We start from the raw sequence: 26,432 nt of genomic DNA on the forward strand, positions 1-26,432 counted from the left end.
ACGGATGACCGCTTTCCAGCCGGTTTCCAAAAGGTTAAAGTAGTATTGCCGATCTCGGTTGTGAGTGTATGTCATATGAGGCGTTGCCGTACGGAGCGCTGTCACTGGTGCCGCCGCTGCTCGCGATTGCACTCGCGATGTACACGCGGCAGGTACTAGTGTCGCTGTTCGCCGGGGTCTGGGCCGGTGCGTTGCTGATCGCCGACTGGAACCCGATTGCCGCAACAGCGTTATCGATGGACTGGATCGTCGAAGTGGTCAGATCGCCGTTCGATACGAAATTCCTCATCCTGATCATGTTCATGGGGGCAGGTGCCGCGTTCATCCACAAATCGGGCGGGATCATCGCGCTCCAGAACTGGATCGGCCACCGGGTGAACACCGCCCGCGATTCGCAAATCCTGACGTGGCTCATCGGCATCTTCATCTTCTTCGATTCGTATACGAGCACGATCGTCACCGGAAACGCGACGCGAGAACTCTCCGAGGAGAACCACACGTCCCGCGAGATGCACGCGTACGTACTCGACTCGACCACCTCGCCGGTGACGACCTTCGGTCCCGTTTCGAACTGGATCGGCTACCAGGTGTCGATGATCATCGTCGGCTTCGAGGCCGCCGAGTTCACGGCCGAAGAAGTCGGTCTCACCGCCTTCGGGCTCTTCCTGCAGAGCATTCCGTGGAACATCTACTGCTTTCTCGCGTTCTTCATGGTCGGCTTCATCTCGATCACCCAGCGGTTCTACGGCCCGATGCTGGACGCCGAATGGCGGTCGCGCAAGGAGAGAAAGACCAAGCGGGACGACGCGACCCCGCTCTCGGACATCGAAACCGACGTCGGCGAGCCGAGCGAGAAGAACCCGACGCTGGTTAACTTCTTCGCGCCGATTCTGACGCTGCTGGTCGTCGGACTCGTCTCGATGTGGTGGCTCGGCGGCGGCCACCAACCCGGCGTCGACATCGCGACCGCATTCCAGGAGACCGACGTCGCACTCGGCCTGCTTTACGGTTCGTTCGCGTTCATGGCCGTCGGCATGCTCGGTGCCGTCGGCTTCCGGACGATGGACCTCGACGAGGCGGGTGACACCATCATCAGCGGCTTCAAGACGATGATGATCGCCGCCGCGATCATCGTGCTCGCCTGGAGCATCGGCCACGCCGCCGAACAGGTCGGCACCGCCGAGTTCATCGTCGATGTCATGGTCGACAGCGGCGTGCCCGGTTCGTTCCTGCCGCTGCTCATCTTCGTCGCCGCGATGTTCATCGCGTTTACGACGGGGACCTCCTGGGGAACGATGGCGATCCTGACGCCGCTCGCGATCCCGCTCGGCTACGAACTCGTCGGCGTGTCGATCCTGCCGGTGCTGATGGGCGTGCTGTTCGGCGGTGCGATCTGGGGCGACCACGTCTCGCCGATCAGCGATACGACCGTCATGTCATCGATCTTCGCCGGCTCGGATCACATCGACCACGTGTCCACGCAGATTCCGTTCGCGATGACCGCAGCCGGCGTCACGGTGTTTGCGCTGTTGTTGTACGCCGCCGGACTCACGTCGGCGCTTGTCTTGCTTCCGCTCTCGGTCGTCCTCACCGCGGGCGTCGTCGTTGCGCTGAACAAACTGGACGCTCGCCGGAAGAACCTCCCCGAAATCATGCCGACCGCGAAGGCTATCGAGAACGGCACGATCGATACCGACGCGATCGAGAACGGAAACCGGTCCGACGCAACCCGGTTTAACGGGACCTACGACTACATCGCATCGATTCCGCTGACCGCGGTCGGCGTCGTCGCCGTCTATCTCGGCCTCGTCTTCGCGTTCGTCATGATCGGTCTCTGAACGTAACTCCCTCCCGGCCGTATCCAATCTTCTACGAGTTCAGTTTCAGTAGCCGACGAGAGACGAGCCATCGGTATCGAACGCGAGGACTGGGAGGAGCGACCGATCACAACTACTATACGGTCCGTTCGTCCAGTACGACGTATGGCAACGGTCCACGTCATAGCGACCGGTGGGACGATTGCGGGGACGACGAGTGAGACCGGCACGGTTCCGACCGAATCCGGACGCGACCTGCTGGAGGCATATCCCGAGAGCGTCGAGCGCATCGATGTCGATATCGAACTCGAGCAACTCACGCAGACGCCGAGTTCGGAACTGGCGTTCGATCACTTAGTGGAACTGGCCGCACGCGTTCGCGCCGTCGCTTCCGACGTCGACGGCGTCGTAATCCTCCACGGAACCGATACGATCGAAGAGACCGCCTATTATCTGGACCTCGTCCTCGATGTGAACTCGCCGGTCGTCTGTACCGGTGCACAACGGCCACACGACGCGATCAGTCCGGACGGGCCGGCGAACGTTCGCGGCGCGCTCGCTGCGGCGAGCCACGAGCACGTCCGATCGGGAAGTTACGTTTTCTTTAACGATCGACTGCACGCGGCGCGACCGGTGACCAAGCGCCACAGCAGCAACCTCGCGGCGTACGACTCGGGTAATTACGGCCCGGTCGCCGAACGGACGCCGGAGGGACTCTGGTTCTATCGCCGTCCCGAGAGTCTGTCGACGATGATTCCCGTCCGAGACGTGACGGCGACCGTCGAAATCGTCGCGACATCGACGGACACGACCGGATCGCAGATCGTTGCTGCCGTCGATCGCGGCGTCGATGGACTCGTCGTCGACGGACTCGGACTCGGAAACGTTCCCGGCGCTGTCGCCGACGCAATTCGTACTGCGGTCGGCGACGGAGTTGACGTGGTCATCACGACACGCTGTCGAGATGGGGTCGTCTCGCCAGTGTACGGAGCCGACGGCGGTGCTGCAGTGCTCGAGGAAGCTGGTGCGATGTTCGCGTCGAACCTCTCCGCACAAAAGGCCCGAATCAAACTCCTCGCTGCGCTGTCGACCCGACCGGACCGACCGATCCGACCGCTGTTCGACGCCGCTCGATACGACGGGCACGGATACGTCCGTTCGACCACTGGCTGCGGCGATACCTGTTAATCCCAGTCGTTGACTACCCATCAATCGTCCCGCCGACAAGACAGAAGCGAAACCTCGAACGCGAGGCTGAACTCGTGTCTCCCGACCGCTTCGATTCGCGTCCGAGGAAAATATTAGCGGGTCCGAAACCAATAGTACCAGGGATCGGTATCTCTTGGGCTGTAGCTATTGGTCTATAGTGATCACAATACCAGTACTGATCCTGTGTCGTATACAGGATAATATCCCCAGATTGTGGTGAAAACAAACACGTTCAGTACTACTTAGTTCCCATACGTGAGCACTTCTGATGGAATGCGATCACTACTCGAGACACCCCTCGTTCGAGACGGCAAATCGATCATTCTTGCGCACGACCACGGGTTAGAACACGGGCCGACCGCCTTCTCCGAAGTGCCGGAACGACTCGATCCGGAGACCGTCTTCGAGATGGCAACCCACGACGCCGTAACCGGATTCGCGGTGCAGAAAGGGCTCGCAGAAACATACTATCCCTCCTACGAAGACGACGTGAACCTGCTGGCGAAACTCAACGGTACCAGCAGCCTCTGGATGGGTGAACCGTACTCGCCCCAGACGTGCTCGGTCGAGTACGCGCTCGAACTCGGTGCCGACGCCGTCGGCTACACGGTATACCCCGGCACCAACCGCGAACCGGAGATGTTCGAAGAGTTCCGAACCGTACAAGAGCAGGCACGCAAGCAAGACGTTCCGGTCGCGATGTGGTCGTATCCGCGCGGGCAGGCGCTGAAAGAACACCGCAAGCCCGACGTGATCTCGTATGCGACCCGAATCGCGCTCGAACTCGGCGCGGACATTGCGAAGGTAAAGTATCCCCGCAGCGGCGACGCAATGGCCACGGCGGTGGACGCGGCGGGTGACGTAAACGTCGTGCTCAGCGGCGGCTCGAAAACCTCGGACTACGAGTTCCTCTCGCTAGTCGAGACAGCGATGAACGCCGGTGCGAGTGGGCTGGCCGTCGGTCGAAACGTGTGGCAACGCGACAATCCCGAACGAATTCTCGACGCACTCGAAGCGGTCGTTTTCGACGGTGCAACCGCAGACGAGGCGCTCCCCGAGTAACGATCCTCGGGACCCGAGTCTCGACTCGGTCGGCACGCGACAGCAACGGAGTGCAGTCGACCTGCCGGCTCCGCTGATTAGTACATAAATTTCGTGCAGAAACAATCAATACCAGATACAAATATGAATGCCACCGTGCAAGTATCCGTCGAACACACAGCTATGTTACCGGCAATGCGAAAGCGCGATATCGTCGAGGTGGTCTCCGAGCGTGGCGAGTGTTCCGTCGCCGAACTCGCCGAGGAGATGGACTGCTCGAAGGCGACGATCCGTCGGGATCTCAGCGATCTCGAGGAACGACAGTTGATCGAGCGGTCACACGGCGGTGCCGTCCCGGCGACGACCGTCGGAAGCGAACAGACCTACGGCCAAAAGGAGGTACAAAACCTCAACAGCAAGATGGTCATCGCCGAGCGAGCGGTCGAGGAAATCGCCGAGAATCAAGTCGTCTTCTTCGACTCGGGCTCGACGACGATGCAAGTCGCCAAGAACGTCCCGACTGACCGATCGTTCCTGTCAGTGACGAACTCGCCGGTAGTAGCGATAGAACTCGGAGAGAAAGACAACGATGTGAAACTGACCGGCGGCACGCTTCGCCACGAGACGCGAGCGCTCACCGGGCCAAGCGCAGAGCGGTTCATGGAGCGAACGAACTTCGACTTGCTGTTTCTCGGGACGAACGCAATTGATCCGTCAGAAGGGCTCATGACGCCGAACGAAGACGAGGCCCGCCTGAAATCGCTCATGATCGAAAACGCAGCGCGCGTCGTCCTCGTTTCCGATGGTACCAAGCTAGACAAGCAGAGCTTCGTCAAATTCGCGTCTGTTGAAGACGTAGACGTGTTCATCACCGACGTAACGCTCTCTGAGCGTCAGCGCGAGCCGTTTGACGCCGCCGGCGTCGAACTCACCGAGGGGGTCGGCCAGTGATCGTCACCGTCACGCTCAACCCCGCAGTCGACCACACGCTCGCGATTCCCGACCTTCCCGAGGACGGCGAAATCGCACGCACCGACGACGCGCGCGTCGACCCCGGCGGAAAGGGCATCAACGTCTCGAAGTACCTCGTCGAACTCGGCACCGAAACGACCGCAACCGGAATCACCGGTGACTTTCTCGGCCAGTTCGTTCGAGACAGTCTGACTGAAAAAGGGATCGATAACGACTTCGTCGACATCGAGGGTCGGACGCGGCTCAATACCACGATTTTGACCGCGGATTCGGAGTACAAGATCAATCACGACGGACCCGCGGTCAACGGCCACGCGATCGAAACGCTCCTCGAAACTATCGAGCGCAACGACCCGGACACCGTCGTCGTCGGCGGCAGTCTCCCGCCCGGACTTGGTCCCGACGCTATCGACCGAATCGCTCGGGCGGGCGACTGGCAAACGGCGGTCGACGTCGGTGGAGATGTACTCCGCGACTTGGACGCCTCCTATACGCTCTGTAAACCGAACCGAGAAGAACTCGCAGTAGCGACGGACCGCCCGATCGACTCGCTCGAGGACTGTTACGACGCAGTCGAACGGCTGCAAACGATGGGCTACGACCGCGTTGTTGCATCGCTTGGAGCCGACGGTGCAATCATGGCAACACCGGACGGTCTGTTGCATGCAGCGGCGCTGGAGACGACTGTCGTCGACACGGTTGGAGCTGGCGACTCGTTGCTCGCAGGGGTACTGGCCGCGCTCGAACGCGGTGCAACGGACGAAGAAGCGCTTCGGTCGGGCGTCGCGGTTGCCGCACAGGTGGTCTCGGTACCGGGGACGACCGTCCCACCGCTCGACGACGTACCAACGCGACTCGAATCTGTACCAGTCTCATCGCCGGAGCCCTTCTCACGGTGACTACATCTGACTATTTGGAATCCATTCACCGTCATGTGTTCATTCCTGAACGGTCGCTGTCCGATACAGAAGACGGGGATCAATTGTGTCTCAAATCAGCAACAGCTAGCGAACTTGAATCGGTTTGCGAGTTCTATCTGCGTGATTAGATTTTTATTTCGAAAATTATAGACAGTAACAATCATACTCGAAAATTCTTTTGAATAATAGGTAGGAACTTCAGAGCGAAGCATGGCATTGACAGACAGTGCGGAGAACGCGCTCCGGTCGCACGTTACGTCCGTAAAGGAGGACGTGATGACCGGCGTGTCGTTCATGATTCCGTTCGTCACGATCGGGGGGATCTTCCTTGCAGTGGCGTACATGGTCGCCGAGCTCCCGTTTACAGCCGGTAACACCGAGAACGTGTTCGAAGCGACCGGGACGCTCGCCTGGTACCTGGCCGAGATCGGTAACCTGGGACTGACGATTATGATCCCCGTTCTGGGGGCGTACATCAGCTACGGTATCGCGGACAAACCCGGATTGGCTCCGGGGTTCATCCTCTCGTGGACGATCCAGCAAGAGCGGATCATCGAAGCTGCGGGGACGATCGTCGGGTTCCAAGCCGACGGTGCCGTTGCCGGGTTCCTCGGCGCGCTCGTGGCCGGTCTGCTCGCCGGCTACGTCGCTCGGTGGATGAAGGGATGGGCTGTTCCATCCTTCATCAAGCCGATGATGCCGGTGTTGATTATCCCCGTCTTCACGACGGCGCTGCTGACCCCGCTCGTGATCGTCGGGCTCGGCGTTCCGATCGCCATCGTCGACGACGCGCTGACGACGTTCCTCCAGAACATGGAGGGCGCAAACGCCCTGCTCCTGGGCGCGATCCTCGGCGCGATGATGGCCCTCGACGTGGGCGGCCCAGTCAACAAGGTTGCGTACGTCTTCGCGGTCGCGCTCGTCGGCGACCAGATCCACGGACCGATGGCCGCGGTAATGATCGCGGGCATGACGCCGCCGCTCGGATTGGCGCTCTCGAACTTCATCGCTCCCCAGAAATACTCCGCCGAAATGTACGAGAACGCCAAGGCCGCGATCCCGCTCGGGCTGGCGTTCGTCACCGAGGGAGCAATCCCCTACGCGGCGGCCGATCCGCTTCGGGTTATTCCGAGCGCCGTGATCGGGAGTTCGACGGCCGCGGCGACGGCGATGTGGCTCGGCGTGACGATGCCGGCCCCGCACGGCGGTGTCTTCGTGATCATCCTCTCGAATAGCGCGCTCGCGTTCCTCGGCTGTATCGCGCTCGGAACCGCGGTGACCGCGGCCGTTGCGACGGCGATCAAACCCGACTTCGAACAGACGGTCGCCGATGTCGAAACGAATACCGGGGGAACGAGTTCACAGCCAGCGGCACAAACTAACGATTAAGACAAGCTTGTTACCGACCGCTCTATACTCACGGATTACAACCGATGACTGACACACTCACTCAAAATCGAATCGAGACGCTCGCGCCGACCGAACACATCTCACTCGAACCGCCGACCACCGACAAGCGGGGCTACATCGAATTCCTCCTGGATCTGCTCGTCGACGCAGGGCGTGTCGACGACCGTGAAACCGCGCTGCAGGCATTGCTCGCACGGGAGGAGGAGACGACGACCGGTGTCGGCATGGGTATCGGGATTCCCCACGCCCAGACCGACGCGGTAACCGAACCGTCGGTGGCGTTTACCCGCTCGGACGACGGCGTCGACTTCGGGGCGATGGACGACGAGCCCGCACGGCTCCTCTTTATGATTCTCGTCCCCGAGTCAGGAGCCGACGACCACCTCGCGATCCTGAGTACGCTGTCGCGTGCGCTCATGCACGACGAGGTCCGCGAGGAGCTGTACGATGCGGAAACGCCCGCCGACGTTCAGACAGTTCTCAAGGAGGCGGTAGCATGAGTTCCGAACTCGAACGGGTCGTTACAGTCGTTCCCGAAGCGGGCCTGCACGCTCGTCCCGCCGCCGCGTTCGTCGAAACGGTCAATGACTCGGACTCCGATATCCAGATCGCGCACGCGACCGACGACGATGACGATACCGACCTCACGCCCGCAGCCAGCATGATCGCCGTCACGAGCCTCGGCGTCGAACACGGCGAAGAGATCCGGATCGTTGCCGACGGCCCGAATGCGGAGGCGACGCTCGACGAACTCGAACGCGTGCTTACGACTCCCGAAGACGAACTCGACGGAGAGAACGCAACAGCCACAGACACAGACGCAGACGCGACCACAGACACGAATGCCTGAGCAGATGTCCCGCCGAACACTCACCGGAACCGGTGCGACGCCACGCGCTGCCGTCGGCACGGTCGTCTGGTACGATCGAGACAGCGACCTCGGAGACCCCGACGAGACGAGCGTCGATCCGCCAACTGAACTCGAACGATTCGAAGACGCGCGCGAAGCCGCCCGCGCGGAACTCGAAGCCGAGCGCGAGCGCACCGCCGAGCGGGTCGGCGAACAGGAGGCCGGCGTGTTCGACGCGCACCTGCAGTTCCTCGACGACCCGCAGATCGAATCCGGCGTCACAAGTGCCGTCGAGAACGACCTGCCAGCCGAACACGCCGTCAAACGAGCCTTTGCGGACCCGATCGAGCAGTTCCAGGAGATGGACGGTCGGATGGCCGAGCGGGCCGACGACCTCCGCGACGTTCGCGACCGCCTGATTCGGCTGCTCACCGGCAGCGAACGGGTCGATCTCGGCGACCTCCCGAACGGAGCCGTCGTCCTCGCCGAGCGACTGACTCCCAGCGATACGGCACAACTCGATCCGGACCGGGTTGCCGGGTTCGCGACCGTTACCGGCGGCCGAACCTCCCACGCGGCGATCTTCGCTCGATCACTGGCACTCCCGGCCGTCGTCGGCATCGGCGACGAACTACGCGAGGTCGAGGAAGACGCGACCGTCGTCGTCGACGGAGAGACCGGCGAACTCTGTCTCGATCCGACCGACGAGCGCCGCGAAGAGGCGGCCACCGCCAGCGAGGTCGACGTTCGAACCGACCCCGTGAGCACGGTCGACGGAACGACCGTCGAGGTGGCCGCAAACGTCGGCCAACCCGCCGAACTCGACGGCGTCCGAGCACAGGGCGCGGACGGAATCGGCCTCTACCGCACGGAGTTTCTGTTTCTCGACCGCCAGTCACCACCCGACGAGGACGAACAGTACGACGCGTACACGACCGCGCTCGATACGTTCCCGGATGGACGCGTAATCGTCCGCACGCTCGACATCGGCGGCGACAAGCCGATCCCCTACCTCAACCTTCCCGACGAGGAGAATCCGTTCCTCGGCGAACGCGGGATCCGTCGCTCGCTCGACTCCGACACCGAACTCTTCGAAACCCAACTGCGCGCGCTGCTCCGCGCAGCCGCCGATGGCGACGGAGAACTCGCCATCATGTTCCCGCTCGTCACGACAGTCGATGAACTCGACGCCGCACTCGAAACCGTCGACGCAGTTGCAACGCAACTGGACGCGGAAAACGTCACCCACGCTGTCCCCGAACTCGGCGTGATGATCGAAACCCCGAGCGCCGTGTTCGCCGCGCCCGAACTCGCCGAGCGGGTCGACTTCCTCAGCGTCGGTACGAACGATCTCACCCAGTACACGATGGCCGCCGCACGCGGCAACGAAAACGTCGAAGCGCTCAGAGATCCGACACAGCCGGCCGTTCTTCGTGCCATCGCACGAACCGTCGAGGCAGCCCACGAAAACGATGCGTGGGTCGGCATGTGCGGCGAAATGGCCGGCGACCCCGACCTAACCGAACTCCTCGTCGGACTCGGATTCGATGAACTGAGCATGAGCGCCGTCACCATTCCGGACGTGAAAGCAGCCGTCCAGTCGGTCCACACCGACGAGGCGTCCGCGCACGCAACACACGCACTCGACGCAGCCACCAGAGAGCAGATACGTACACAGCTCGACGAGTAACTCGCCTACTGCAACCACACAACACCACACAGCCATGAAACTCATCGCAGTCACGTCATGTCCAACCGGTATCGCACACAGCCAGATGGCAGCGGAAAATCTCGAGACAACCGCCGAAGACCGCGGCCACGACATCAAAGTCGAGGTCCAGGGCGCAATGGGTGCCGAAAACGAACTGACCGAGACCGACATCCAGACCGCTGACGCAGCGATCATCGCCGCAGATACGGCGGTCAGCCAGGACCGCTTTACGGACATCGTGCTGATCAAAAGCACCGTCAAAGAAGCCGTCAACGACGCCGGCGGACTCATCGATCAAGCGGTGCACCAAGCCGAAGCCGGCGAAACAGGCGTTACCGCCGTCGGGTCCGAGGGCGGAGCGACCGCCGAATCCGAACCCGAACAGGAAAGCGCTACCTCGGCAACCGCCGAATCCACGGAACAGCTCGGCGGCGACCCCTCCAAAGGCCTCTTCGCCCGCCTCAAGCGGTTATTCTCCTGATGGGACGGGCTCGACTCGATCCGACGAGGAGCACGGACACCACACCCACACCTCCCGCGAACACCCGACGAAACCGATGACACTAACCGACGTACGCACACTCCTCGATGAACTCGCGGCGATCACGCCCGCCGTCAGGACAGAGTTACGATCGGCCGCCAATCAGGGAAAAACGGCGACAGAGAACTCGAGCGGCGACGACCAATCAGTCGCGGATCTGGCCATCAACCGCCTGTTTCGCGAGCAACTGAGCCCGCTCAACGCCGTCGGTGCGTTCGCCAGCGAAGAGTGTGAGAGCGTCGAAGAAACCGGCGAAGGATACAGTGTCGCCATCGATCCGCTCGACGGATCGTCGAATCTGCAGTCGAACAATACCGTCGGAACGGTCATCGGCGTATACGACGCACCGCTTCCGGCCAGCGGACGGAATCTGATCGCCAGCGTCGTCCTCCTGTACGGGCCGATAACGACGATGACGGCCGCCGTCGACGGAACTGTAACGCGGTATACGATCGACTGCGGCGATATCGTCGATTCCAGTTCGGTGACTATTCCCGATGCGAAGCAGGTGTGTGGATTCGCCGGAACGACGAGCGAGTGGTCGGCACCGGTCCGGTCGTTCTGGCGGGAGCTAACCGACGGGTGCAAACTGCGGTACACCGGTGCGATGGTCGGCGATATCGCGCACCTCCTCGTCGACGGCGGGCTGCTCGGATATCCCGAACGAACGTCCAGTCCGGGCGGGGACCTTCGGCTCCAGTACGAGGTGAATCCGATCGCCCACCACGTCGAAACCGCCGGCGGACGGTCGTCGACCGGTCGCGGGTCACCGCTCGATATCCAACCCGACGGATTGCATCAGCACGTTCCGGCGTACTTCGGGACACCAGCCGCGATAGACGCGTTGGAGGCACATATCGAGAGTGCCAATCAAACAGAAAAATAAGATACCGCCGCGAGCGTAGACGAACACATCCGCCGACCGTAACTTACTGAAGGAGCGGGTGGTGGAACAATATTTCACGTGCTGTTTCGGTCGCCGTTTTATGAAAAAAGAAAGACGCAACTGATGACCTGTCAAACTACCCCTAGATTTATGCCTTATGGAAATGACCATCGGATATGGAAGGAAAATTCTACGAAGATTTTGTCGTCGGCGATACGCAAGAGTTTGGTAACTATACCGTCGAAAAAGAGGAGATTATCGAATATGGAGAGAAATACGACCCCCAACCGTTTCATACGGACGAGGATGCCGCCGAAGAGTCAGCCTTCGGCGGACTAATCGCAAGTGGACTCCTCACGGTGGGAATCGGGCAGCGAATGCTCGTCAAGAATTTCATTCAGGGAACTCGTGCGAAAGGGTCGCCCGGTATCGATAACTTGCGGTGGCGACAACCCGTTAGGCCCGGGGATACGCTTTCGATGAAGACGGAGATAGTTGAGAAGGAAATCTGGGACGATGGCTTCGGCGTTGTCAGCGTTGGTATCGAGATACACAACCAACAGGATGAGATAGTCGCGTCGCTAATCGGATTGGTTAGATACGAAAGAAGGGTAGAACGAGAGTGAGAGGGCACTTTCCTTTCGAAAACGGATAAGGAAACGAAAAATATAGTGCAATACACTCAGCATTAGGCTGTGAAATTAGCTATTGGGGAAAATTCAGCGATGGACCCACCATATATTTATCCATCTATTTAATATGTTTGGGTGGATTGATATATAGTATACTGTTGACTCTGGATACGATACATATGAAAAAAGAGAATCCCACAGTAGCGAGATACCGAGAGCGGACATCTACCGTGATAACAGACGCTGGCGATGGCCCGCCGATCGTATTTGCTCACGGCATGCTAATGGATCGGACGTTATTCAACCCTCAGCTCGCAGCGTTATCGGATAACTATCGAACGATCTCCTACGACTTGCGAGCACGAACCGACCGGTACAATGAATCCTACAACCTTGAGGATCTCGCCGCCGATCTCAACGCATTACTCGACGCGCTACACATCGAGTCGGTTGTATTAGCCGGGATTTCCATGGGCGGGTTTATGGCGCTACGCTTTGCGGAACACTATCCGCAACGAGTAAACGGCCTCGTTCTCATCAACAGTATGGCCGAACCGCACACGGAGGCCGAACGAGAAGAATACAGCGCCCTTGCAAAACGAGTTCTCGACGAAGGCGTACAATCCGAACGCGTCCGCCACATCGCTCGGACCAAAATGTTCGGTGAGACAACACTAGAAGATAACCATACTATTGTTGATCATTGGGAAAAGCGATGGGCGACCTATCCTCCCGAGTCAGTGTATCACGCTATGCACTCGTGGATTGATCGGTCTGATTACACGCATAAACTCCCAAATATCGAAATTCCAGTATTATCTATCCACGGAAAAGAAAACACCGTTCTTGCTCTGAAACGTACAGAATCAATGCTAAATACTCTTCCTGACGCGCGTCAAACGGTAGTATCTGCAGCGGGACATAGCGCCCCGGTGGAACAACCAGACGAGGTAACCGACGCTATTCGCGAATTCTTATCAGAAGTCGCATTATAGTATCTATATTTGGTTAGACAGTACTGACGTAGTTCCATCTCTGCTGAGTAGAGTGTGCATAGAGAAGATATCTAATATAACATACTATCCTAAAAATATGATACATAGAACTCTCGAGAGAAGCAACTCGTAGGACAACCGCACATGAAAGGGACGGATTCACCATAGATTTAATGTACTATTGTTCAAGCATAGCATATGGCACGACCAGAACGTATTGTCGATATCCACGCCCACACCGGCGAGGGTCCGATCTGGCACCCGGACAAGCGCCGACTCTACTGGGTCGACATTCCGGCTGGACGGCTATACGGATACGATCCGGCAGCCGGCGATTACGAACTCGTCTACGAAACGTCTGGGCGACCGCTCGGCGGGACCACGGTCGAAGCCGACGGCGCGTTGCTCCTGTTCACCCACGGAACCGTTCTCCGATTCGAGCCGACGACAACTGCCGTAACCACGGTCGCCGAACTCGAAACGGAGACGCGATTCAACGACGTCATCACCGACCCCGAAGGGCGCGTCTTCTGCGGGACGATGCCCGGTGAGAACGAACTCGGGGATCTCTACCGGCTTGACCCGGACGGCACGACGACCGTCGTCGTCGAAAACGTCGATATCGCCAACGGAATGGGATTCGCCCCCGACGGCGAGACCTTCTACTTCACCGAATCCGAAGCACAGCAGATCTACGCGTTCGACTACGACAGAGCCACCGGAGAACTCTCGAACCGCCGCATCCTCCTCGAGACACCGCCGGATGATGGAATTCCGGACGGTATGACCGTCGATGAAGACGGATACATCTGGTCCGCCCGATGGAACGGCGGCTGCGTCGTCAAATACGCGCCGGACGGAACCGCGGTCGATGAACTCGATCTTCCCGCGCGAAAAGTATCCTCGGTTACTCTGGGCGGCCCGTCGTACGACGAGTTGTATCTCACGACTGCGCTCACCGACGGCGAGCGCGCTACCGAGGGCGACGGGGCAGGAGCGCTCTTTCGCGTTCCCGATATCGATACCGGTGGCGTTCCCGAGTTCCGCTCGCGGATTGCAAGCGAGTGATCAGAACGCAGTAATGTGCGGCCGGAACCGGGAAGAGGCGAGATACCGGTATGACTCGAGTTCGTCTCGGCGCGGTATTCAGAGGGCGCTCGTCGCGAAGCCGCCGTCGACGGTCAGCACTTCGCCGGTCACGAACGAGGCAGCGTTGCTGGAGAGGTAGATCGCCGCGCCGATCAACTCCTCGCGCTCGCCGACGCGACTGAGCGGGGTTCGCTCGTCGATCCGGTTTCGCTTCTCGGTTCCTTCGGCGTAGGTGTCCGCGTTCTGCGGTGTGATGAAGAATCCGGGAGCAATCGCATTGACCCGAACGTCGGGAGCGAGTTCTTTTGCGGAGGCGCGGGTGAACGCCTCGACGCCGCCCTTCGCGGCAGAGTAGGCCGGCAAATTCGCCATCGAGAGTCGCGCCGAAAGCGAGGAGATGTTGATGATGCTTCCGCCGCCGTCTTCGGCCATCGTAGGTGCGAACGTCTGTGTCACGCGCCGAACGCCGTCGAGTGCGACGTCGGTGACGAACTCCCAGTCGTCGTCGTCGACGCCGAGAACGGTCTCGCGGGAGATTGCGCCTTGCGATGCGACGACGATGTCGATGCCGCCGAACAGTTCTTCGGCGCGTTCACGGACGAGTTCAAGTGAGTCTCGGTCAGTGACGTCGCAGGTGATGCGGGCGGTTTCGGCACCACGATCTTCGAGGAGGGTCGCAGTTTCGTCGACTTTGTCCTCGCTTCGGCTGGTTGCAATGACATCGGCACCGTCGGCGGCAAATCCGAGGGCGAGTGCCTGTCCAATACCGCTGGTGCCACCGACGACGACGGCGCGCTTTCCCGAAACGGTAACCGGAGTGTGCGAATAGTCCTCCATACGAAGGGAACTCTCGTCGGGAATCATGAACGTTTTCATCGGCACGATCGCAGGGTCTCGCAAAACCTCGCTGAGGCGAGGGGTGGTCAGGGAGAGTGGGCTGGGGAAGAGAGGATGAGAAAGAAGGTGAGAAGTGGAGGGTGAGAAAGAAGATGAGAAGTGGAGGGTGAGAAAGAAGATGAGAAGTGGAGGGTGAGAAAGAAGATGAGAAGTGGAGGGTGAGGAAGACTGTGGGAAAGGGAGAGAGGCGATGTCAGGAGTAATTGTACTCGAGTTCGATCACGTTTGCAGCGCCGAGTACCGCCTCTGGCAAGTCCTCGTAGAATCGGTCGTCATCGACACGGTGGACCGGACAGGCCACGCTGATGGCGGCGATACTGCGGTCCGAATCGTCGGTGATCGGCGCGGCGATACAGCGGAGTCCGTTGAGGCGCTCTTCTCGGTCGACCGCGTATCGCTGGTCGCGGATCTCCTCGAGTTCAGCGTCGAACGCGTCGCGGTCGGTGATCGTCTGCGGGGTAAGTTCGGGGAGTCCCTGGTCGGCGATGATTTCGTCGACCGTTTCGTCGGAACGGAACGCGAGGATCGCTTTGCCGAGGCCCGTACAGTGGAGGCGAACGCGTTTTCCTTCGTGGGTGTCGAGTTCGACCGCGTTTTCGCCTTTCGACTGGTAGAGGTAGATACCCTTGCCGTTCTTTTCGACGAGGAGGTTGACGAGTTCTCCCGTTTCGTCGGCGAGTTCGTCGACTTGCGACTGGGCGGTGTCGTAGATCGGCGTCCGATTGCGGGCGTACGCGCCGAGGCCGAGAAACGAGAGGCCGATGTGGTATTCGTCGCCGTCCTTGTCGACGTACTCGTAGTTCTCGAGCGTCGTCAGATGGTTGTGAACGGCGCTCTTGCCGATGTCGACGCGGGCTGCGATCTCGGAGACGCCGGCCCCGTCGAGTTCTTGAATGATCTCGAGGATTTCGAACGTCCGCCCGACAGTTCGTACGGGGTATTTCGGGTCCGCCATATGCGCCACATGATCGACGATAACATATAAATTATTCTGATACGCAAAACGAGGTTTCGAGGCACAGAATGAAAAAAGAGTGATACAGAACGATTAGCCGGGTGTGATCGGCGGGTCTTCGCCCGCTCGAGACGATCGGATCCCGGGTGTGGAGAGAACGCCGTCAAATCACCAGCCTCCGTTTTCGAGTTCGACCGCGAACACCGTACTGTTCATTCTCGATGGGGGTGGGCCTGTAGAGGTGAATAGTATTCAGTTATAAAGAACGAAGAGTGACACACAGAGAACTCATGTGTGACAAGGTACCAACCGCGAGGAGACGAGAGAAACCGGATATCGAGGGACTTCATCCCCTATATCGGCGATTTCCGGGAAAAGATAGAATGTCCGTGCGAAGACAGGGAGTCCCGAAAGCACCACTGGCAGAGCCTTACGAGTGTACAACTGTAAACAGAGAACGGGCGTTTGGCCCGTTGTATCGCGCGGTTCGTTCACAAACGCGGCACCAGTCGGCCAGTTCCGTCCGGGAGGCCACCGTTCAATGAGACGGTCGATAATGAGTGAGTGCTACAGAATAGAGTTCTGTATGAAAGAATAGCATTCTGAAAGACAGTCGGTCAATGACGTGCAATCGGAACAACTGCAACGATTCACACTGCTCACACCGTCGTCGTTCGATCGGGTGTGCAGTGACGCAGCGGCTACTGGAGACAGTCGACGGGCAGGAGGAGACAGGAAAGAATCGCAGGAGGACCGGATGCCATCGAATACGCTCCGGCAGCCGGGCGAAACGGGCCGAAGCGATGGATCGTTCGACGCTGGACGGGAGCGGACTACTTCGGTGTTACAGATCGAGAGTGACCACATCCTCGCGGTCGGCGGATTCGTGAATCGCTTCGATGATCCGCATATCACCCAACCCGTGACGCCCGTCCGGGTAAATCTCGCGGTCACCCAGGAGTCGGTCGGCAAAGTAGTCGAACTCCTCTCTCATCTCCGCTTCGGCGTCGAACGTCTCGTGTTCGACCGAAACCGAGACGTCACCCCGCGAGAGGTCCATCGAACACTCCCCGTGGAACGCCGGTTGGAGCGTGATTTGGCCCTCCGTTCCCGTAATCTTGAGCTCCGTATCCTCGTGAGCGTGCTGACTGGCTGTCGAGATCATCTGGATGTCGTCTTCGAAGACGAACAGCGACGAGGCGCGTTCGTCCGGGACGGCGTCGAACGCCTCGTGCGCCGAGATCATATTCGAGCGGACCGACACGGGCTCGCGCTGGAGGAGGTACCGCGTCGTATTGATCGAGTAGATTCCCAGATCCATCACCGACGTTCCGTACCCGCTCAGATCGGGATCGAGTCGCCACTGATCCGGATCGGGGATCATCTCGAGCAGCGGCTGACTGTTGTGGCCGTAGACCGACACCGGCTCGCCGATGAAGCCGTCTTCGATCAACTCCCGCGCTCGCTGGACGGCCGGCTCGGTGTGCATCCGATACGCGATCATCAACGGTACGTCGGCTCGCTCGCAGGTCTCGACGAGTTCAGTGGCGCGTTCGACGGTGGCCTCCATCGGCTTTTCACAGAGCACCGCCTTGTCCAGGCTGGCCGCGGTTGCAGCGTACTCCAGGTGGTAGGCGTTCGGCGTGCCGATGTAGACGGCGTCGTACCGGTCGGCTGCGTCGCCGTTGTGGAACTCGTCGTAGCTGAGTCCGCGTGAAACGTCGTTCTCGGCGGCCAGACGGTCCGCCTTCTCGCTCGAACTGCTGACCAGGACGGTAACCTCGCCGAGTTCCGAGGATTCGATCGCCGGCAGCGCAACGTCGATGGTCCACCACCCGAGGCCGATCAGGGCGTATCGAACGGTCCCCGATTCTTCGTCGGTCGTTTGCCAGGTTCGCTCGTCGTAGGTATCGATCCACTCGCGCATACAGCGTGATATCTCCTCAGTTGATAAAAAACGATCGATGACAGTGTGTCCCAATAACAGGGGTTACGAGTGCTGTGCTGCTGTCTCGGTGTCCTCGTCGAGGGAGACGGTGACGAGGCCGTCGAAATTCAAAAGGACGCGCTGGATCCAGTCGCCGAAGATCGCCTTGCCGGTCGGCGAGCGCTTGCGGCCGGCGATAAAGATCGTATCGCAGTCGAACTCGTCGGCGGCGTTGAGCGTCCCCATGCCGTATCCCTGCGAGAGAACGCGGACGGTTGCGGTGTAGTCGATTCCGGGGTCGTCGAGGGTTCGCTGGACGAATTGTTCGAGTTCAGTTTCGGCGGCATCGATGATCGCTGCTTCGTCGGTGGTGCTGTCGGAGACGCCCTCGATCTCGCCGATCGAGTCGAGCTTGCGGACGCCCGGACCGATCTCTTCGGGGGTTGCAAAGGCCAGGACGATCAGGGTCGTCTCCTCGTCGCCACCGCGGGCGGACTGGGCGGCTTCGCTGAGCAGCGCGGCGTGATGGGCAGTGTCTTCAACGACGACAAGTCCGGTTTCCATACAGCGCCCTACTGGACGGTGGATTAAATAAGCTGTCCCGAGAGCGGGTGCTGGGTCGGAAAACGGAACCGACGGTTACACGAACCCGAACGGGTCCGGGAGCAGCGTCGAGTAGACGAGAATCATGACGAGACTCGAAAACGAGAGCACTGTCGTGAGCGTCGTCCACGTTTTCAACGTCTCCGCCTTCGTCAGTCCGCCGATTTCTTTGACGATCCAGAATCCGGAATCGTTGAACCACGAGCAGATGACGGCTCCGGAGCCGATCGCCATCACGAGATACGCCGGATGAACGCTCATCGAGGAGACCTGCGGTGCCATAATCCCCCCGGTCGTCAACATTGCAACCGTGACCGACCCCTGTGCGACGCGGATGATCGCGGCGATGAGCCAGGCGGTCACGAGTATGCCGATACCGAAGTTCTGCAGCGTCGATGCGACCACATCACCGATACCGGCTTCCGCGAGCATGGCACCGAACGCACCGCCTGCGGCGGTGATCGCCGCGATGTTGCCACCGTTTCGCAGGGCGTCGGTGAGCTCGTCCTCCCAGACCGACCGCGGAAAGTCGTCCATGCGCAGGTAGGTGAGCGCGGCAATGACCGCGGCGAGGGTCAGCGAGAGATTGACGTTGCCCATGTAGTCGGTGACCGGTTGCACGGTTTCTAACGCGGATATCGAGTACGCCGCCGTGAGCGTGTTGACCGCAGTACTGGCGGCGATGAATGCGACTGCGACGACGACCGGCAGAACCGACTCCGCGAACGACGGCAGGTTCGAATCCGATTTTGCCACCTGTTCCTCGAGATCCTCGACGGTCGTTCCCATCGCGTCGCGAAGCGGGATATCGATGTACTGATTGATGAACCGACCGAAAAGAATCCCGCTGATGAGCGCGGCCGGAATCGCAACCGCCAGCCCGATGAGGATCGTCGGCCCGAGAATCGAACTCGTCTGATCGGGGACGATCTCTTGGGCGACCGCAAGCGGACCCGGGGTCGGCGGGACGAACGCGTGCATCGCGACGCCACCGCCGCCGACGACGACGATGTACAGCGTGTAGTTATCCCCAATCCGGGCGCGCATCGCACGGGCCAGCGGGGCCATAAGATAGAATACGTTGTCGAAAAACACAGGAATGGAAAGCAGCGAACTGCTCACCCAGAGTGAAATGTCGGCGTTGCGGTCGCTGACGAACGATTGGAAGGTTCGGACGATGCGGTTTGCCGCGCCGGAGTCGGTCATCGACTTCCCGATCACCGCTGCCATCAGGATCGGAATCCCAACACTGGCCATGTTGTCACCGAACGCCGTCGCGACAGAGTCGGGGATTTCACCGGCAGTGATCCCCGGAAAGAGCAGAGCATTAACCGTTCCAACGAGCAGTGCCGAGAGCGTCAATCCGATGAACGTCGGGACATCCCAGACGACCAGAAACAGGACGACGGCGACGATCCCAATACCGAAGGCTACCAGTGGTGCCGTTGCTACCATGTGCATTCGTCACAACCAAGGACGGACATAAAAAACCATGTGTTTATTATTGTTCGCCTCACAAACATGATTGTTGCACATAACGACGGAATAGCGGACGAATGTCCACCCGTTTTCGGTAAGCGAGAACAGCGTTTAGCAAAATCGGATTCCAGTTCACTAGCAATGAACGGATCGGACGCCTCTCGTTCGAGACCGTAGGTTGGCGACGGAACGCCCGAGGATCGTGCCGATCCGAAGGAGAAGGAAACGGAAACGGAGAGTCCGAACCGGTTTAGCTGTCAGCAACCTGTAGACGAGTATCTATCCGTGTCGGGCCGCAGGCGCACGAAGCGATCATCCAGCAGACGAGTTCGCGTCTCAATCTCCCGCGAACTCTTCTGGCTGCTCGACGGCTCCGTCCAGTGGATCGCTGTCCCAATACTCGTGATTCGGATCCTCCCGGAAGCACGCAGCTTTCCCGTCACCCTCATCGATCCGCCGGAGATTCGGACGCTGTTCACGGCACGCCTCGCGAGCGACGGGACATCTCGTGTGGAACCGACAGCCGGATGGCGGATCGATCGGATCGGGAACGTCGACCTCCCTGAGCGGCGGGTCACCAGCACCCATCGAATCGAGTTCTAGATCCGGCGTCGCCCACCGGAGCACTTCGGTGTACGGATGCCGGGGATCGTGGATGAGCCGCTCGGCGGAGCCGATCTCGACGATCTCGCCGAGGTACATGACGGCGATTCGTCCGTCGCCGTGTTCGGCGAAGTAGCGTGCGTTCGAGAGATCGTGGGAGACGAAGAGGAACGAAGTTTCGAACTCTGACTGGAGCTCCAACATCAGATCCATGATCTCGATACGCAACGAGACATCGACCGCACTGATGGCCTCGTCGGCGAGGATCGCATCCGGATTCATCAGTAGGGCGCGAGCGAGCGCGACGCGCTGTTTCTCCCCGCCCGATAGTTGGTGGGGATACCGATCAAGGAACTCGTCCGCCGGCGCCATACCGATCCGTTCGAGCAGCGAATGCATTCGTCGCCGCCGCTCGTTCCGACCGATGTTTGGATGAGTGTGTCTGAGCGACTCCGAGAGAATATCGGCGATACGTCGGTTGGGATTGAGCGCGCTTCCCGGGTCCTGATGGATGATCTGCAGCGCCGACCGTATTTCGTCGTACGGTATCTCACCGTCGCCGTCCTTCGCCTCCCAGATATCCTGCCCGCGATACTCGATCGAGCCGTCGGTCGGTCGCTGAAGTCCGATCAACGTCTTCCCCAGCGTCGTCTTGCCGCAGCCGCTCTCACCGAGAAGACAGACGAGGTCCTGCTCGTGAATATCGAGCGAGACGCCGTCGACCGCACGGACGACCGTCGGGTCTTTCGTGAACCGTTCGGTCAGCCCCTGTTCCTCGGTGAAATGGACCGCAACGTCGTCGAGCGAGAGTAGCGGCGTCTCGCTCGTCTGTTCGGCCCGCGTTTCGACTGCCGATTCCGACGGCTCGACGGGGGAAGCCGACTCGAGTTCATCGTTCGCCTCGTCGAAATTGAGGCGGATCTCCTCGCGGGCGGTCGCCGGATGGTGGCACGCGGATCGATGGCTGGTTCGGTCCCGATCGACCGCAGCTAACGGCGGATCGGTTGTCCGACATTCCTCGGTCGCGAGCGGACACCGCGGTTCGAACCGGCATCCCGACGGAACGCTCACCGGGGCCGGACCCTCGCCCTCGATGGGTTGCATCTCGTCCAGCGGCGCATCGACGTTCGGCGTCGCGTTCAACAACGCCCGGGTGTACGGGTGGGCGGCGTTACCGATGATCTCGTCGCGCGGCCCGATCTCGGCGAACTGGAACGCGTAGATGATGGCCATCCGATCGGCGAGCGAGGCGACCAGCGGCAGGTCGTGGGTGATGAAGACGATCGTCAAATCGTACGTGCGCTGCAAGCGGTCGAGCAGCGTCAAGATCGATCGCTGCATCAGCAAATCGAGTGCGGCCGTCGGTTCGTCCATCACCAGCACTGCCGGATCGAGGACCATACTCAGCGCGATCAGTGCCCGCTGTTGCATCCCGCCCGAGAGTTCGTGCGGATACGCGTCGAGCACCCGCTCGGGTTCGAGATACAGGTTCTCGAGGAGTTCGCGGGCGAACTCGAGTCCCTCCGAGACGTGCTTGTCGTGGGCCTTGAGCGTCTCCTCGAAGTGGGCGCCGATCTTCATCGTCGGGTTGAACGAACTCATCGCGCCCTGGAACACCATCGACACTTCCTCCCAGCGGAACTGTCTGCGTTCCTCGTCGGTCAACTCGAGGAGATCCACCGGCGGTCCGTCCGGTGGATGGTATCGGATATCGCCACTCAGGACGCCGGGATCGGGGATAGCGTCGAGCAATGCAGAGGCGAACATCGACTTCCCGCTGCCGCTCTCGCCGACGATGCCGAGAATCTCGTGCCGATCGATGCTGACGGTGACGTCCTCGAGGACGCAGGTTTCGCCGTCGTCGTACGTGACGCTCGTTTCGGTGATCTCGAAGATCGGATCTTCGACGGTTCCTCGCGAGACGATGCGATCGCTGACTGAGCTTGAACTATCGGTAGCCATATTATATCATCTCCGTTGTCGACGTGTCGGTATCCTCCGTGACGGACTCGGATTCGCCGGTGAGCCGCGTTCGAACTCGCGGGTTGAAGATGCGGTCCATGCCCTGGCTCAGCAGGATAAGCCCGAAGGCGAGCCCGACGATGGCGATAATCGGAACGAGGAGCCAGTGGAGCGCCTGCATCGAGAACAGGCCGCCCTGATAGTACGCGTTGCTCAGCGTCACGCCCCAGTTCTGCCCCGAGTACGGCAGCACGCCGATGAAGTACAGCCCGACGGCCGCGAAGATCGTGTAGCGTGCGGCGAGCACGAAGTTGACCATCACGTACGGCATGATGTTCGGCAGCACGTCCTTGGTAATGATGCGGGGCGTACTCGTTCCCATCGTTCGGGACGCCTCGACGTAGCTCGCTTCCCGTATCGAGAGGACCTGCGACCGTATCGAACGGCCCAGACCCGCCCAGTAGTTGATCGTCAGGACGACGCCGAGGAGAATCGGGTTCTCGGGACTGAGTGCGATTGCCAGGACGATGACGAGCGGCAGCCCCGGAATCGCCATGAAGAAGTCCGAGATCGCCGTGATGACGGTATCGACCGTTCCGCCCTTGTACCCCGAGAGAGTGCCGACAGCGACCGCGAGTGTGGTCGCCCACACGCCGCCCGCGAGCACCATCAGCAGGATGAACGGCGTCGAGTCGATGATCAGCGCGAGCAGATCGACTCCCGAATTGGTCGTCCCGAGTGGATACTGCATGTTCTCGAACGGCCCGAGGAAGCGCTCCGCCTGGTTCGGACTGGGATCGCGCCAGAGACCGAGCACGTCTACCAACGCCATGAAGAGGTACACGCTGATGATGAGGAGACCCAGACGAGTTCGGCTGTCCGACCACGCGACGGCGGCGGGTACGCGGATCTTCTGCTCGTACAGTTCGCTCAGTTGGTCGCGACGACTCATTTCGACGTTCGAGGCCTCCGAACGCCAGTCGATCCCTTCGGCGGCGGAGTCCGGTTCAGTACTCATCGGAATCACCTGCTGAGATGCGCGGGTCGATGAGCCCGTAGGTCAGGTCGGCGATGTAGACGCCGACGACGAGCGTGACCGTGATGACGAGGAAACAGCCCATCATGAGCGGGTAATCGTTCGCGTTCACCGCCTGGATCATGTAGTATCCGAGGCCGGGATACGAGAAGATCTCTTCGAGCACGACGGTGCCCCCGAGGCGGAACCCGATGAGGAGAAGCAGTCCCGTGTACATCGGCAGGATGGCGTTTCTGGCGACGTATCGGGTGGCGATACGATTATTGGAGAGTCCCCGCAGTCTGGCGACCTCGACGTACTCCTTGCCGAGCACCTGGATCCCGTTGCCGCGCATGTTGAGCGCCGTCGATCCGATGCCGCTGATAGTAAACGCGAGAATGGGTAAGGCGGCGTGGTGGAGGACGCTCGAGAAATACGCAAGGCTGAGCGAGGCGTCGACGCCTCGGTCGACCGCGTTCCCGGTCGGAAACAGCTGGAGCTGGAACGCCAGGATAAACAGGAAGATCACCGCGAAGATGTAGTACGGAACCGACATCAGAAAGATCGACCCGCCGGACGTGAGCCGGTCGAATCGCGAGCCCTCCCAGTACGCCTGCAGCGCGCCGATCACCACGCCGACGACGAACATCAGTATCGTCGATGTCACAACCAGGAAGACGGTCCAGGGAAGCGAGCGAGCGAGAACGTCAATGACGGGTTCGTTGAGGGAGATCGACTGCCCGAGATCCAACTGGGCGACTCCGATCAGGTAGTCCAGGTACTGTTGCCAAAGCGGTGCGTCCGGTCTGATGTTCTGCAGCGCTTCGATGCGCGTGTCGACCTGTTCGGCGGGAACCCCCTGCTGTAGCAGTTCGAGCCGGAGTTGCGTGAACGGACCCCCGGGAAGCAGTCGGATCAGACCGAACGTGAGCGTCGCCACTGCGAGGATCGTCAGCGGGATTTGCGCCGTCCGTTTGAGGTAGTAGTTCATGGTTGGGTTTCCGTGTAGCTGAGTGATGGACGGTGAGTCACCGTTAGGTTCGAGGCTGCAACGCTCCCTCGTGGACCCACCAGAACTGCGGCCACTTGACCTGGCGGTTGGGGCTGTCCTCGGCGGCGACCGTCCACTCGTCGTCGGTCACCCAGGACTGCTCGTACTTGGACACCAAGCCGAGGAACGGCAGTTCGATATGGTTGTGCCACGCCGCCTGCTGGACGTACGGCCGCGCCTCCTCGTCACTGGATTGTCGCGCTATTTCCTCGGTTACCTCGAGCGGAGTGAGCGTCATCTCGCCGCCGTCCCTGTCGGGGATCGTCTGTTCTGAGTCCGCCTTCTCCCGGTAGTTGTGTCCGCCGCCGATCTCCTCCTCCCACAACTGGTAGTACAGCGGGAAGTACGGGAACGACGACCGCGAGCCGCCGGGCAGCCAGTAGAGACTCCCCATCGCAAAGTTGCTGTTGGAGTACTGGCTGAACCAGTCGTTCGTCGGCTTCGTGCTGACCGAGAAATCGAACCCGAACTCGTTCAGTTGACTGACGACCGTCTGGGACATCGTCGTCCAGTCCGTCCAGCCCGCGGGCGAGTAGTACTCCCCGCCGATCGTGTTCCCGTCGGAATCTTCCCACGTCTCTCCCTCCCGAGTGTATCCGGCGTCCTCGAGCAACTGGGTTGCTTGGTCCGTTTGACTGGAACCGGCACCGTAGGTTTCGAAGTCGTCGTACCAGTCGTCCAGCCAGTACTCCTGATCACGGGGCGCGATACCGCACGGAGTCGGCGTCACGAACTTCGAGCGCGGCCCCGCGTTCTCGACGATCGACTCGCGATCGATAACGTGTGCGACCGCCTGCCGGACTTCCCGCTGCCCGAAATGGGGATCGTCGTGATTAAACACGATTCCGTACCCCCACTTGGCCGGGATCTGAATCTCGACAACGTGATCCGGGAACTGATCGACGATCTCCGGCGGAGCGAACAGACTCAGCGCCGCATCGGCTTCCGTCCCCGACATCAATGCCTGGTGCTGTGCGGTATTTCCGCCGTAGCTATCGATCAGGAACGTGTCGATATCGACGTTGTCTGCGTTGTAGAACTCGGGGTTGGGTTCGAACTCGAACGCCTGGCGATCCTTGCTCACGAACGAGAACATCCCGCTGGCGACGGGATCCTCCCACTCCCACCGAAGGAACTCCGACTCGTCCGCATCCAACCACTGCTCGTGAGTTTCCGCTTTCGTATCGACGAGGAAGTTCGTGAGTTCGAACCGGACGATCTGCGGGTTCGTCGGCCCGGAGAGCAAGAGGCGGGCGGTCTTATCGTCGACGATCTCGTAGTCGTCGAGATACCCCCAGAGCGAACTCCCGCTTTTCTCCGCCAGTTGCAGTTGCACGTCGAGATCCTCGGTCGTCCACTCGTCGCCGTCGTCCCACGCCAGGTCGTCGCGGAAGGTGAGCGTCACTTCCTCGCCGTCGATTTCAAGGTCGTCGAGCGCTCCGAGCAGAAACTCGTTCTCAGTGAACGAATACTTCATAAACGGGGCGAACACCGCCCGCCCCGCGGGCCACCTGTAATTCTGGATCGCCGACGTGTTGAAATGGAGGTCGGCCGGATTGCCGGTGTACGCATTGACGAACGTGCCGCTATCCGACCCACTGCCACCAACGCAACCGGCGAGCGCGGCCGCACCCGACACCCCAGCTATCGTTAACATATCCCGACGACTGATTACATCGCTGTAATCGTCCGGGATGCTATCAGATCCCATGTATTGGTATGACACCACATAGTCGGTAATAAATATTATGATTATTATTTCCCCTGTGCAGCGATGGAGTGGTGGACGGATGAGCCGTGACGTGCAATCGGCGCTCGAACCGACTGTGGCGGCGACCAGTACCATTTTTACCGATCGCCAATGACT

23 protein-coding genes are annotated in these 26,432 nt (G+C 60.3%); 14 read left to right on the forward strand and 9 right to left on the reverse strand.

Annotated elements, in window-relative coordinates:
• Window positions 1–68 precede the first annotated feature (68 nt).
• The 14 genes from C484_RS01505 (at window position 69) to C484_RS01570 (ending at window position 14,052) form a co-directional block, all read left to right on the forward strand.
• Window positions 69–1,838 carry a Na+/H+ antiporter NhaC family protein gene (locus C484_RS01505; protein WP_006824213.1) on the forward strand — a complete coding sequence of 590 codons (1,770 nt, stop codon included), beginning with the start codon at window positions 69–71 and terminating at the stop codon, window positions 1,836–1,838.
• Between the two features lie 144 nt (window positions 1,839–1,982).
• On the forward strand, window positions 1,983–3,005 hold the full coding sequence (locus C484_RS01510) for an asparaginase (RefSeq protein ID WP_006824214.1): 1,023 nt from the start codon (window positions 1,983–1,985) through the stop codon (window positions 3,003–3,005).
• Between the two features lie 294 nt (window positions 3,006–3,299).
• Complete coding sequence (locus tag C484_RS01515) at window positions 3,300–4,088, forward strand: class I fructose-bisphosphate aldolase (RefSeq protein ID WP_006824215.1); 789 nt, start codon at window positions 3,300–3,302, stop codon at window positions 4,086–4,088.
• A gap of 162 nt (window positions 4,089–4,250) precedes the next feature.
• Complete coding sequence (gene glpR / locus C484_RS01520; protein WP_049914961.1) at window positions 4,251–5,018, forward strand: HTH-type transcriptional regulator GlpR; 768 nt, start codon at window positions 4,251–4,253, stop codon at window positions 5,016–5,018.
• Entirely contained in the window at window positions 5,015–5,938 is a 924-nt protein-coding gene (gene pfkB / locus C484_RS01525; protein ID WP_006824217.1) for a 1-phosphofructokinase, read from the forward strand. The genes glpR and pfkB overlap by 4 nt, the downstream gene beginning before the upstream one ends.
• Before the next feature lie 231 nt (window positions 5,939–6,169).
• Window positions 6,170–7,348 (forward strand): PTS fructose transporter subunit IIC, encoded by a 1,179-nt coding sequence (locus C484_RS01530; RefSeq protein WP_006824218.1) that lies wholly within the window; start codon window positions 6,170–6,172, stop codon window positions 7,346–7,348.
• A gap of 44 nt (window positions 7,349–7,392) precedes the next feature.
• Window positions 7,393–7,869 (forward strand): PTS sugar transporter subunit IIA, encoded by a 477-nt coding sequence (locus C484_RS01535; protein WP_006824219.1) that lies wholly within the window; start codon window positions 7,393–7,395, stop codon window positions 7,867–7,869.
• Window positions 7,866–8,219 (forward strand): HPr family phosphocarrier protein, encoded by a 354-nt coding sequence (locus C484_RS01540; protein WP_006824220.1) that lies wholly within the window; start codon window positions 7,866–7,868, stop codon window positions 8,217–8,219. Before C484_RS01535 ends, C484_RS01540 begins: the two co-directional genes overlap by 4 nt.
• Before the next feature lie 4 nt (window positions 8,220–8,223).
• Entirely contained in the window at window positions 8,224–9,909 is a 1,686-nt protein-coding gene (gene ptsP / locus C484_RS01545; protein ID WP_006824221.1) for a phosphoenolpyruvate--protein phosphotransferase, read from the forward strand.
• Window positions 9,910–9,943: 34 nt separating this feature from the next.
• Window positions 9,944–10,411, forward strand: a complete 468-nt coding sequence (locus C484_RS01550) for a PTS fructose transporter subunit IIB (protein WP_049914962.1) — start codon at window positions 9,944–9,946, stop codon at window positions 10,409–10,411.
• Between the two features lie 76 nt (window positions 10,412–10,487).
• Window positions 10,488–11,357 (forward strand): class 1 fructose-bisphosphatase, encoded by an 870-nt coding sequence (locus C484_RS01555; RefSeq protein WP_006824223.1) that lies wholly within the window; start codon window positions 10,488–10,490, stop codon window positions 11,355–11,357.
• Between the two features lie 176 nt (window positions 11,358–11,533).
• Entirely contained in the window at window positions 11,534–11,983 is a 450-nt protein-coding gene (locus tag C484_RS01560; RefSeq protein ID WP_006824224.1) for a MaoC/PaaZ C-terminal domain-containing protein, read from the forward strand.
• Between the two features lie 185 nt (window positions 11,984–12,168).
• Window positions 12,169–12,984: an alpha/beta fold hydrolase gene (locus C484_RS01565; protein ID WP_049914963.1), complete on the forward strand. Its 816-nt coding sequence runs from the start codon at window positions 12,169–12,171 to the stop codon at window positions 12,982–12,984.
• Window positions 12,985–13,182: 198 nt separating this feature from the next.
• A complete protein-coding gene (locus C484_RS01570) occupies window positions 13,183–14,052 on the forward strand; it encodes an SMP-30/gluconolactonase/LRE family protein (RefSeq protein ID WP_006824226.1) in 870 nt (289 codons plus the stop codon).
• Window positions 14,053–14,130: 78 nt separating this feature from the next.
• Here C484_RS01570 and C484_RS01575 read toward each other — a convergent pair whose 3' ends face one another.
• The 9 genes from C484_RS01575 to C484_RS01615 form a co-directional block, all read right to left on the reverse strand.
• Window positions 14,131–14,910, reverse strand: coding sequence for an SDR family NAD(P)-dependent oxidoreductase (locus C484_RS01575; protein ID WP_193364796.1), 780 nt, complete (start codon window positions 14,908–14,910; stop codon window positions 14,131–14,133).
• Window positions 14,911–15,163: 253 nt separating this feature from the next.
• Window positions 15,164–15,925: an IclR family transcriptional regulator gene (locus C484_RS01580; protein WP_006824228.1), complete on the reverse strand. Its 762-nt coding sequence runs from the start codon at window positions 15,923–15,925 to the stop codon at window positions 15,164–15,166.
• An 844-nt stretch (window positions 15,926–16,769) separates the two neighbouring features.
• Window positions 16,770–17,852: a D-xylose 1-dehydrogenase Gfo6 gene (gene gfo6, locus C484_RS01585; RefSeq protein ID WP_006824229.1), complete on the reverse strand. Its 1,083-nt coding sequence runs from the start codon at window positions 17,850–17,852 to the stop codon at window positions 16,770–16,772.
• A 63-nt stretch (window positions 17,853–17,915) separates the two neighbouring features.
• Window positions 17,916–18,416: a universal stress protein gene (locus tag C484_RS01590; protein WP_006824230.1), complete on the reverse strand. Its 501-nt coding sequence runs from the start codon at window positions 18,414–18,416 to the stop codon at window positions 17,916–17,918.
• 75 nt (window positions 18,417–18,491) lie between these two features.
• Window positions 18,492–19,910, reverse strand: a complete 1,419-nt coding sequence (locus tag C484_RS01595) for a GntP family permease (protein ID WP_006824231.1) — start codon at window positions 19,908–19,910, stop codon at window positions 18,492–18,494.
• A gap of 360 nt (window positions 19,911–20,270) precedes the next feature.
• On the reverse strand, window positions 20,271–22,499 hold the full coding sequence (locus tag C484_RS01600; protein WP_006824232.1) for an ABC transporter ATP-binding protein: 2,229 nt from the start codon (window positions 22,497–22,499) through the stop codon (window positions 20,271–20,273).
• Window position 22,500: 1 nt separating this feature from the next.
• Window positions 22,501–23,517: an ABC transporter permease gene (locus C484_RS01605; RefSeq protein WP_193364797.1), complete on the reverse strand. Its 1,017-nt coding sequence runs from the start codon at window positions 23,515–23,517 to the stop codon at window positions 22,501–22,503.
• Complete coding sequence (locus tag C484_RS01610) at window positions 23,507–24,505, reverse strand: ABC transporter permease (protein WP_006824234.1); 999 nt, start codon at window positions 24,503–24,505, stop codon at window positions 23,507–23,509. The genes C484_RS01605 and C484_RS01610 overlap by 11 nt, the downstream gene beginning before the upstream one ends.
• A gap of 43 nt (window positions 24,506–24,548) precedes the next feature.
• Window positions 24,549–26,222, reverse strand: coding sequence for an ABC transporter substrate-binding protein (locus C484_RS01615; protein WP_049914978.1), 1,674 nt, complete (start codon window positions 26,220–26,222; stop codon window positions 24,549–24,551).
• Window positions 26,223–26,432: the final 210 nt, after the last annotated feature.

Origin of the sequence: Natrialba taiwanensis DSM 12281 (genome assembly GCF_000337595.1) — an archaeon.
GTDB classification, from domain to species: domain Archaea; phylum Halobacteriota; class Halobacteria; order Halobacteriales; family Natrialbaceae; genus Natrialba; species Natrialba taiwanensis.

Coding starts and splice junctions, on each gene's coding strand:
- C484_RS01505 (WP_006824213.1), top strand. CDS start 69: ATGTCATATGAGGCGTTGCCGTACGGAGCGCTGTCACTGGTGCCGCCG.
- C484_RS01510 (WP_006824214.1), top strand. CDS start 1,983: ATGGCAACGGTCCACGTCATAGCGACCGGTGGGACGATTGCGGGGACG.
- C484_RS01515 (WP_006824215.1), top strand. CDS start 3,300: ATGCGATCACTACTCGAGACACCCCTCGTTCGAGACGGCAAATCGATC.
- glpR (WP_049914961.1), top strand. CDS start 4,251: ATGTTACCGGCAATGCGAAAGCGCGATATCGTCGAGGTGGTCTCCGAG.
- C484_RS01530 (WP_006824218.1), top strand. CDS start 6,170: ATGGCATTGACAGACAGTGCGGAGAACGCGCTCCGGTCGCACGTTACG.
- C484_RS01535 (WP_006824219.1), top strand. CDS start 7,393: ATGACTGACACACTCACTCAAAATCGAATCGAGACGCTCGCGCCGACC.
- C484_RS01540 (WP_006824220.1), top strand. CDS start 7,866: ATGAGTTCCGAACTCGAACGGGTCGTTACAGTCGTTCCCGAAGCGGGC.
- ptsP (WP_006824221.1), top strand. CDS start 8,224: ATGTCCCGCCGAACACTCACCGGAACCGGTGCGACGCCACGCGCTGCC.
- C484_RS01550 (WP_049914962.1), top strand. CDS start 9,944: ATGAAACTCATCGCAGTCACGTCATGTCCAACCGGTATCGCACACAGC.
- C484_RS01555 (WP_006824223.1), top strand. CDS start 10,488: ATGACACTAACCGACGTACGCACACTCCTCGATGAACTCGCGGCGATC.
- C484_RS01560 (WP_006824224.1), top strand. CDS start 11,534: ATGGAAGGAAAATTCTACGAAGATTTTGTCGTCGGCGATACGCAAGAG.
- C484_RS01565 (WP_049914963.1), top strand. CDS start 12,169: ATGAAAAAAGAGAATCCCACAGTAGCGAGATACCGAGAGCGGACATCT.
- C484_RS01570 (WP_006824226.1), top strand. CDS start 13,183: ATGGCACGACCAGAACGTATTGTCGATATCCACGCCCACACCGGCGAG.
- C484_RS01575 (WP_193364796.1), bottom strand. CDS start 14,910: ATGGAGGACTATTCGCACACTCCGGTTACCGTTTCGGGAAAGCGCGCC.
- C484_RS01580 (WP_006824228.1), bottom strand. CDS start 15,925: ATGGCGGACCCGAAATACCCCGTACGAACTGTCGGGCGGACGTTCGAA.
- gfo6 (WP_006824229.1), bottom strand. CDS start 17,852: ATGCGCGAGTGGATCGATACCTACGACGAGCGAACCTGGCAAACGACC.
- C484_RS01590 (WP_006824230.1), bottom strand. CDS start 18,416: ATGGAAACCGGACTTGTCGTCGTTGAAGACACTGCCCATCACGCCGCG.
- C484_RS01595 (WP_006824231.1), bottom strand. CDS start 19,910: ATGGTAGCAACGGCACCACTGGTAGCCTTCGGTATTGGGATCGTCGCC.
- C484_RS01600 (WP_006824232.1), bottom strand. CDS start 22,499: ATGGCTACCGATAGTTCAAGCTCAGTCAGCGATCGCATCGTCTCGCGA.
- C484_RS01605 (WP_193364797.1), bottom strand. CDS start 23,517: ATGAGTACTGAACCGGACTCCGCCGCCGAAGGGATCGACTGGCGTTCG.
- C484_RS01610 (WP_006824234.1), bottom strand. CDS start 24,505: ATGAACTACTACCTCAAACGGACGGCGCAAATCCCGCTGACGATCCTC.
- C484_RS01615 (WP_049914978.1), bottom strand. CDS start 26,222: ATGTTAACGATAGCTGGGGTGTCGGGTGCGGCCGCGCTCGCCGGTTGC.